The sequence below is a fragment of the Anaerophaga thermohalophila str. Valhall genome (assembly GCF_000250735.1).
Taxonomy (GTDB): domain Bacteria; phylum Bacteroidota; class Bacteroidia; order Bacteroidales; family Marinilabiliaceae; genus Anaerophaga; species Anaerophaga thermohalophila_A.
In genome coordinates this window covers 1-8524 of sequence record NZ_AHZV01000229.1, presented here as the reverse complement: position 1 = coordinate 8524, position 8524 = coordinate 1, and the positions used below count along the sequence as shown (strand labels likewise).

Annotated in this window: 4 protein-coding genes; all 4 read left to right on the top strand. The window is 38.3% G+C overall.

Features of this window, described 5'->3' with window-relative positions:
• Positions 1-315: 315 nt before the first annotated feature.
• From OQ5_RS0112335 to drmB, 4 genes are read left to right on the top strand one after another with little or no spacing between them, the layout of a single operon-like run.
• Positions 316-1191, top strand: a complete 876-nt coding sequence (locus OQ5_RS0112335) for a hypothetical protein (protein WP_176694084.1) — start codon at positions 316-318, stop codon at positions 1189-1191.
• The gene (locus tag OQ5_RS0112330) at positions 1188-2657 is read left to right on the top strand and encodes a hypothetical protein (RefSeq protein ID WP_016777784.1); all 1470 of its coding nucleotides are present in this window, start codon (positions 1188-1190) and stop codon (positions 2655-2657) included. The genes OQ5_RS0112335 and OQ5_RS0112330 overlap by 4 nt, the downstream gene beginning before the upstream one ends.
• Positions 2654-6205 carry a helicase-related protein gene (locus OQ5_RS0112325; protein WP_016777783.1) on the top strand — a complete coding sequence of 1184 codons (3552 nt, stop codon included), beginning with the start codon at positions 2654-2656 and terminating at the stop codon, positions 6203-6205. Before OQ5_RS0112330 ends, OQ5_RS0112325 begins: the two co-directional genes overlap by 4 nt.
• Before the next feature lie 2 nt (positions 6206-6207).
• Positions 6208-8181 carry a DUF1998 domain-containing protein gene (drmB, locus tag OQ5_RS0112320; protein WP_016777782.1) on the top strand — a complete coding sequence of 658 codons (1974 nt, stop codon included), beginning with the start codon at positions 6208-6210 and terminating at the stop codon, positions 8179-8181.
• Positions 8182-8524 lie beyond the last annotated feature (343 nt).

Sequence of the window (8524 nt, the reverse complement as noted above, 5' to 3'; positions counted from 1 at the left end):
CGTTGGGGCACATGCAAAAAAAGAGACAACGGACACATTGACAATGACGAGTAACGACAGACATACCGTAACACAGACCGACTTTATGGACGGACTGACTCGACTTGACCAACAGTACAACCGGACAAGGACGACTGACCGAGAAGAAAAAGAAAAAGCCCCCGCTTCGCATTTTTGAAAATTTCTGCCAGCGCGCATTGCACACATTTGCAAAGCCGCACAAGCCAATCCGCAACCCAAGCTTTGCAAAAGAGTGCAATTTTGCCATCACTCGATTAAGTAATGCAACTTATTAATGAGACATATTATCAGAAGTTGGTTGACAAATTTGGAAGAACCAAAAATGTGATTGAGATTGAAGATTCGAACTTCATTTCAATCAATACAACTTTTCTTGAAAAGACATTAACAGAGAAAAATTCAAATCTTTTATTGCAAATACCTTCCTCATATCAAAATACAGAATTGCTGTTTGCTAATTTGCTGCTTAGGCTTACTGAACTTCAGTTTCTTGAGGCAGATACTGATCCTGAATATGAGGTAGGCATGACCCTGAAGGCTATGCAATTCAATAAAAGAAGGGACTTTGAATTGATTCAAATTTTTGATAACAACGATTATCGTCTAAGGGAAATAATTAAAGGCAAGAAGAAAGCTAACTACTCTCCTGCCGTAATAAGTACGACTTATGAAAAGTTGAAAAGTAAATATGTCTTGATCACAGGCGGAACACGAAAGAAAAGATTGGAAGGCATTCGAACCATTTTTAATCAGCTCTATGGAGTAGATTTTATCCCAAGTAAATTCAAGTCAAAATCTATTGTTGTCTGCAAGAAGTCCATTTGGAATGGAATTGCCAGCATCGAAATATTGGAAAGTAAACTCAAAGACCTTATTCCCAGTACATACATAACTAAAAAAGGAACGGAGCAGCCGACAATCAATATTGATTCTGCACTATACTTTGTACCCGACTATAGTACTGCATATCAGTGCGTACTTTGCAAAGGGGAAAAAATTGACAATATCTTGCTCCTGGATCCGAAACCGAATCAACTACCAACAATGATTATGGACCAGAGTGAGCATCATTTTGGAATTTGTGCAATTACAACACAAAATTTTGAGGTGGAAGGGTTTAGTACTTGGCGATGGTTAAAAGAAGAAATTGATTTAATTAACTCACTATGATTAGCGTTTACATCATAGAACATGATGACTTTTCTGCTCTTCTCGAAGAATATGAGCAAGCTCTCTTGTACATAAAAGAGCATCCGTTTTATATAGAAACACTCCACTCATACTCCAAGTATTTGAGCCGACTTTTTAAGTCAATTGACCCGGCCTCAATTCGGGAGTTAAAGGAACGAATTGAATTTAATAATGAACTGGAAAGAAATCTACAACAGCATGGAAATGAAGCAGAAAGTTTGGGAGACAATAATCCAAAATCGATATTGCTTAGAATTGCTGATTTGCTAATCCATGAAAACCGAAAAGCTGAAAAATTATTTGAGATTATTGCTCAGAATAACAAGCAACGCCTACGAACATTACTGATCGCTAACAACGATAACATTGAGTTTATACAAGAAAATACCGAATCAAATAACAGAAACTACTTGCAAACTGTACGGTATTCTCAGATAGGCAAATTTTTAAAACTCAATGACCCGGAAAAATTATTTATAATTGATACTGCACTTGATGGGTATAATGACTTTTTGAAATATTACAATTATGATTTCACGATAAATCTACTTCTCTACCCGCAAGAGAATGATATTTATGAAAGTTGCCAGAGGAAATACCAAAAAGAACTTGAGACGGAGTTAACATCAACATTCAGAGAAGAATTTACCGGCTTGAAATATCACGCCATTTCCAACACCATTACCGATAAAACGCTATCGACAACCATTCAGGGAATTATTGAAAGTGCACAACAATATCGAGAAGAAGATGATTTTGAGGCCATCAAAGAAAATCCGGAACTAGAAACGCCTGAGGCCATGCTGTATATTATTGAATATGAAGATATGGAGTTTTATTGGGATGAGCTTGATTCCAGTGACTATGTTTTCAATGAACGCAATAGGTTGGTGAGAATTAATCGTGTAAATCCAGGTGACAGAATACGAGTTTATAACGAAAGGCTGAATGTTAATCTTTTCGACATAGCTGCGGAAGAAGATGAAGAAACCTTTAATCTTATTGAATACTATAGTGATTCATGGCATAAAGCCCTACAAGAATATTATCAATCCAATGGCATTACAATAGAGGAACTTTATACGCGATTGAAAAAGCACGGCCTATCCGTTCAGCAAACAACCCTTCAAAATTATCTCGACAAGAAAGTGCGATTCCCTATGAGAAAGTCAGATTTGGAGGCTATTACCACGTTGACTAAAAATAAAGAACTCGAAAAAAACACGGAGGAACTACTCAAATACAAAAGGATTTATAACGGAGTGATGATTGCGCTTGGAAGAAACCTGAAAGAGGAAATTAGCAGATATTTACAGACAAAGGAACTTGGTGATATTTTGCAAGGCACTTTTACAGCTGAAATGTTGGATAATTTTATTGATACATCCATGCCATTGAGGACAGTTAAAAACATTACAACACGAATAATAAAAGAACAAGTATGAGCTTTTCAACCGCAAGAGAAATAGTAATACAGCGAGTAAAAAAGGAACTTATTGGTCCCGGTTCTGACATTTTTCTCGCTTACGATGACCTGCAAAGGGAAATCATTGAAGGAAAACCATTGACAAGGTACTTTTCAGGAATCCTTTTCCCTCGAAAGAAATCGGTTTTATTCGATGAAAATGGAGAAAACGACTTTACCGAAGAAGATAAAGACCTTAGCATTGACAATGATGAACAAACTTCAACCGAAGACAGAGAACAGGAAGAAGGCAATGATAAAACCATTACAGGCAATTCAGATGATGAAGAAGACACTACAAAAGTTAAAGCCAATCAATATTTTCCGTCCCTTTCCGGTCTAACATTCTGTTTGCCTAACAATGTAAATCACATAACGCTTACTATCAGTTTTGGAACCTACGACAAAGCAAATTATGAGGACTTGAGATTAAAATATGATGGGCATGAAATTGACCTCATAGATAGATTTGGATTTAGTGAGTGGATAGGTTTTAATGAAGAAACACAGGAATTATCGTTGATAAAAGACCCCGAAAGCGATAATGAACCTATAAGAGAACGTCTATATGCGTTGCGTTCAGCAGAAGATTACAAATATCGTTACCATATCCTAACACGGCAATTAGAAAAACTTTTGAGCCGAAAAATTAAATACCAGCGAACACCACACAATTACACTATTGAGAATTTTGAAGTACAGGAAATCAATGACCGGAAATTATCAGAATTCGTTGAATGTACTTTACCTGATAACCTTAAAGAAGGCATACGCATCCATACAAGAGTTTTCCCCTTTGAAAAATTCAAGTACTTTAAGATTGTAGTTGAAAATAAGTCCCAAAAACCAACAAAAAACGGTGGATGGTTTGATGATACGACCCTTGTGCTTTCCAAAGAAGCATTAAATAAAAGCTGTTTATTTCAGTTTGAGTTGAAAGCAGAAGCTGACGAGATACTTCCTTACCAACCAGACAAAGACATTACATATTTGCCGGATGAGGAAAAGATGCTCAACTTTTTGTATCGGAGTATTAAAAGTTACGCTATTGGTCATAGCGTTGCGGCAGAATGGGAACTTTCCGATCGTCCCAAATGGGTTAAGACATCCTATTTCCCGCAGTACGATTTGAAAAATCAAACAACCGACATTAAAGGGATGGAGGATTTGTTACCTATAAAGGAACTTTCCTCATTGTCTGAAATCTCAAGAGAAGTCATCTGTAATAAACTGCTATCATTTGCCGATAAATATGAAGATTGGATAACTCAAAAAAAAGAGGGAAACGCTGGTCATCCTATTGGTAAGGAAAATCTGGAAAAATGCAGTAACGTCCTATCAAGAATCCGGTCTGGGATTGAATCCTTAAAAGAGGACGATTTGGCATTTGAGGCATTCAAGTATGCCAATGCCGCTATCTACATGCAAATGTTCCATACGGCAAAATACTTTGATATTAATAAAGGATACGAGCGTTATGAATGGAATTTTGGTGAGATGCCAGAATATCAGGATTACAAAAGCTTACCCTATCCAAACGATAATATTCCTAAGTGGCGGCCATTCCAGTTAGCTTTTTTTCTCCTGAGTATATCATCATTCACCAATCCGGAATCTAATGACAGGGAATTAGTTGATCTAATATGGTTTCCTACGGGCGGTGGTAAAACAGAAGCATATCTTGCGGTCTCTGCTTTTCTCATTTTCTACAGACGGTTGAAATACCCCGAAAACTATGATGGGGTAAACATCATCATGCGTTACACATTGCGATTGCTTACCTCCCAGCAATTTGAGAGAGCTTCAAAACTTGTATTTGCTTGCGAAAAGATTAGAAAAGCCCATGAAGATCTATTGGGCAACAAGCGCATTTCAATTGGTTTTTGGGTAGGAGATAAGATGATTCCAAACCGTTCGGATAAGGCAAGGGATGAACTAACCAAAATCAAGAACCTACTGAATCAAGGAAGAAATCCGGTTAATAAATTTCAGGTAAGCACCTGTCAGTGGTGTAACACAAAGACAATTACCAAACTCAATGAAAATGACGGAACACGGAAATTTAGCTTCCGGGAAGGTAATAGGCAGCAATCAATCCTTGCCGGATGTAATAATCCAGAATGCGATTTTTACGAAGGCAAAGGAGGAATGTCGGTAGCATTGGTTGATGATGATATATACAACAATCCTCCTACCATCTTATTCGGCACAGTTGACAAGTTTGCCCAATTAGCCTGGAATGAGAATGCTCGAAAGTTGTTCAATTGCCATAACGCCAACAGGCCGCCAGAATTGATTATTCAGGACGAGCTACACTTGTTAAGCGGGCCATTGGGCAGTATAACGGGTTTATTTGAAAATGTCGTTCTTGAACTTTGTAAGGATGAAAACCAAACACCAAAAATCATTACCTCAACTGCCACCGTCAAAAATGTAGACAAACAGGTTGAAGCCTTATATGGCCGGAAAGTCTCAATATTTCCACCCTATGGGATAGACAGCAGTGATTCTTTCTTTTCGAAAACAGCCGAAGATTCTAAGCGTAGATATGTTGGTATTATGCCTACCGGTAAAACATCGACCATGACGCAACTCAGGTTACTGGCAGCATTGTTATTCGCACGAACTGAAATTTCCAACATCGAAGAGCGAGATAACTTTTGGACGATACTAAGCTATTATAATAGTTTGAAAGATGTTGGAAAGATGTCAAACAAGATCAACTCGGAACTCAGACCGGAATTGGAGCAGTTTTATCAGAGGATGCTCCAAGGCAGATCACGGTATATCTGGCATAGGGAATTAACCAGCCGTATTCAGAGCAGTAGAGTAAAAGAAAACCTTGATGCCCTTGCAAATGGAATTGGAAAAAATGCTGATGACAAGAACAGAGCATTAGATCTTGCGTTGGCAACTAATATGATTTCAGTGGGACTGGATATAGGTAGATTGGGCCTTATGGTAATCAATGGAATGCCAAGAAACATAGCAGAATACATTCAGTCCTCAAGTCGTGTTGCACGGAAAAACGAGGGCGTTGTTTTTACTCTTTTAAACCCTGACAGTTCTCGCGATTTGTCAGTTTTTGAACACTTCATTCCCTTTCATCAGACATACTATAAGCATGTTGAACCGCTAAGCTTAACTCCCTTTACAGACAACACATTCGACTTGCTGTTATTTACTATGCTGGTTGCATATTATCGCCAGAAGATGGGGCAATATCAAAATAACAAAGCAGCTGAAATGGACATTGACACGTTGAAGAACGAATTCCTTGCCTCAATTGAAAATCACATTTTTCTTTCCAATGAGCAAAGGAAAGTATTAACAACAAAAATTTATGATGTTCTGTCTCGATGGGATAAAAGAAAAGAGGAAACTTCCGGTCTCAAATTCAAAACAAACAATATTGAAAAAACCCTTCTTCGTACACCGCAAAACAAAAGGAATGAAAATGATCTGGTTGCTATGCAATCGATGCGGAATGTCGAACCAACATGTAGGGTGCAAGTAAACCAATACTAACTATGGGAAAATACGTAGACCACGGCAAGAATAAAATGGTTTCGAGTTATGGAGGAGTTGGCTCAATTCTAGAAACGATTGACAACTCCGTTCTTATCGAAACATTCGATAAATGGGGATACAGAAATGTTGACTTAGAAAAATACCTTATCAAGGATGATCGTCTTTGGAAGCGATTGCAAACCCGATTTGAGCAATTAAGGCATATTGTAAGAGTTCCTGAATTTAGGCAGGAAGATAGAGACAGTTACGAGTTATATCCTACCGCAAGTTATTTCCCAAAATGGTTTTATTGTTCAAAATGTGAGAAGTTTGATAAATACCTAAACTGGAAAACACGGTGGACAAGTTCAGGTAAACCCATTGAGAAGTTTTACCCACCGAAATGTTCAAATGATGGATGCAGGGAGAATATTTTAGAACAGGTTCGTTTCGTAATGACTTGTCCAGACGGTCATTTAGATGACCTGCCTTGGGAACATTGGCCAACCTATGCAGAGGAAGACACTTCCAACGAAATGTCATCTACTGATTCAAATGAACAAGATTCTCCTTCAACTGGAGGTATTCGTCTTGATTATTCGAATTCTAACGGTTGTTGTGATGCTCCTGACCTCAGATATAGAATAAGTAAGGAAAATTCAGAATTGTCTGGGATTAGAATCCTATGTAAAAACCCTAATTGCACTAAGGGCCAAAGTGGGCGTAGTCTGAAGGGGATTTTCAATTTCAAGAAAAAGTGTTTTGGAAAGCGGTATTGGTTAGGTCCTGGTGATAATCAAGAAAACTGTCATGCAGGAGATGTAGACCCAAGGCTGAAAAATGCAGAAATGAAAGTAGTGATAAAATCTAGCAACAGTGTTTATTATTCCAACACCGTTTCCAGTATCTACATTCCTGTTAAGCAGAGCTCATTGGATAATAGGATTAGGTTGTTGATTGACCGTTGGATAGATAGAGGCAAGTCAAAAGAAGAGATTGCAAAAGATTTGGAACTCGACTATGATATTCCTAAAAAAGACACTCTTGCATTCCTTAAAACAGGTGATGCTAAAAACGTAACAGAAAATGAGTTTCGTAAGGAAGAATATGATTTCATGACAACTCAGGAAGAACCTTATTTTGAAATACCTTACTTGAAATTTTCCAGAATCAACTTGCATGGGAAAATTGATGGATTTGAAGCCCTCATTCGTCTTGACCGATTAAAACAAACTACAGTGCAAGTTTCATTCACAAGACAGGAGCCACTTGATATTGATTCTGTGTTGATCAAAGATGAAGAAACGACCGAATATGCTGTTAAGAGACAGTCGACTTCCGTTAACAGCATTAATACAACAATACTTCCCGGTGTAGAATCCTACGGTGAAGGGTTATTTTTCATTCTTGATTCTAAGCAGATAAAGGAATGGGCTAAAACAAATATTGTTAGGCAACGAATTGAAACTATAAAACAGAACGCACTCAACTCCGAACGGAAATACCTGCGGAATAAATCAAACGAAATATCTCCGCAATTTATCCTGATACACACACTCGCTCATATTTTGATTAAGGAGTTGGAATATATCTGTGGCTATCCGGCTGCGTCAATTCGTGAAAGGTTGTACGTTGGTGAAAATATGAACGGTTTTATGATTATGGCAATTGAAGGCACTGAAGGAAGTTTGGGCGGATTAGTCAGCCAAAGCAATGATCTGGATAATCTAACTGCGCTAATCCGTAGTGCTTTGAACAGGGCGGAGGATTGTTCTTCCGACCCGGTCTGTTATCATTCGGAGGGGCAGGGAGTGAATAATCTCAACTTGGCTGCATGTCACACATGCTGCTTATTACCCGAGACATCTTGTGAGCAATTCAATGTGTTTTTAGATAGACAACTATTAGTTCATCCCGATTATGGATATTTCAAGAAAGGAGTCAAACAAGATGAAAAAGGCAAAGAAATGACTGAAGAAAAAACAGCACAATGATAGCCAGCGTAGCAGTCACACACATTGGCTGGCCGCTCATAGCCACCCGCAGACCAAAGCCAGCCAAAGAGTGTGCCTGCCCAGCCCTGAAAAAGAAATTTTCAAAAATGCCCCACGCGCGACTGAAAAGAAGGACAAAGACAATGACAGAGGAACAAGAATGGACTTCTTAATCGGTTGACACTGTGGACAGAAAAACAAAAAGAATGAAAAGCACGATGCCCCAACATTGTATAAGCGTAATGCGGGCTGAACCGCTAAAATTGAACATTTATGCTCCTAAAAAATTTTCGGTAGGCGGACAGTGAATCGCTCCGAAATCCCGCACTACGCTTATACTAGA

Bases quoted from the DNA above. Each gene is read 5' to 3' on its own strand.
- OQ5_RS0112330 (WP_016777784.1), top strand. From the start codon at position 1,188: ATGATTAGCGTTTACATCATAGAACATGATGACTTTTCTGCTCTTCTC.
- OQ5_RS0112325 (WP_016777783.1), top strand. From the start codon at position 2,654: ATGAGCTTTTCAACCGCAAGAGAAATAGTAATACAGCGAGTAAAAAAG.
- drmB (WP_016777782.1), top strand. From the start codon at position 6,208: ATGGGAAAATACGTAGACCACGGCAAGAATAAAATGGTTTCGAGTTAT.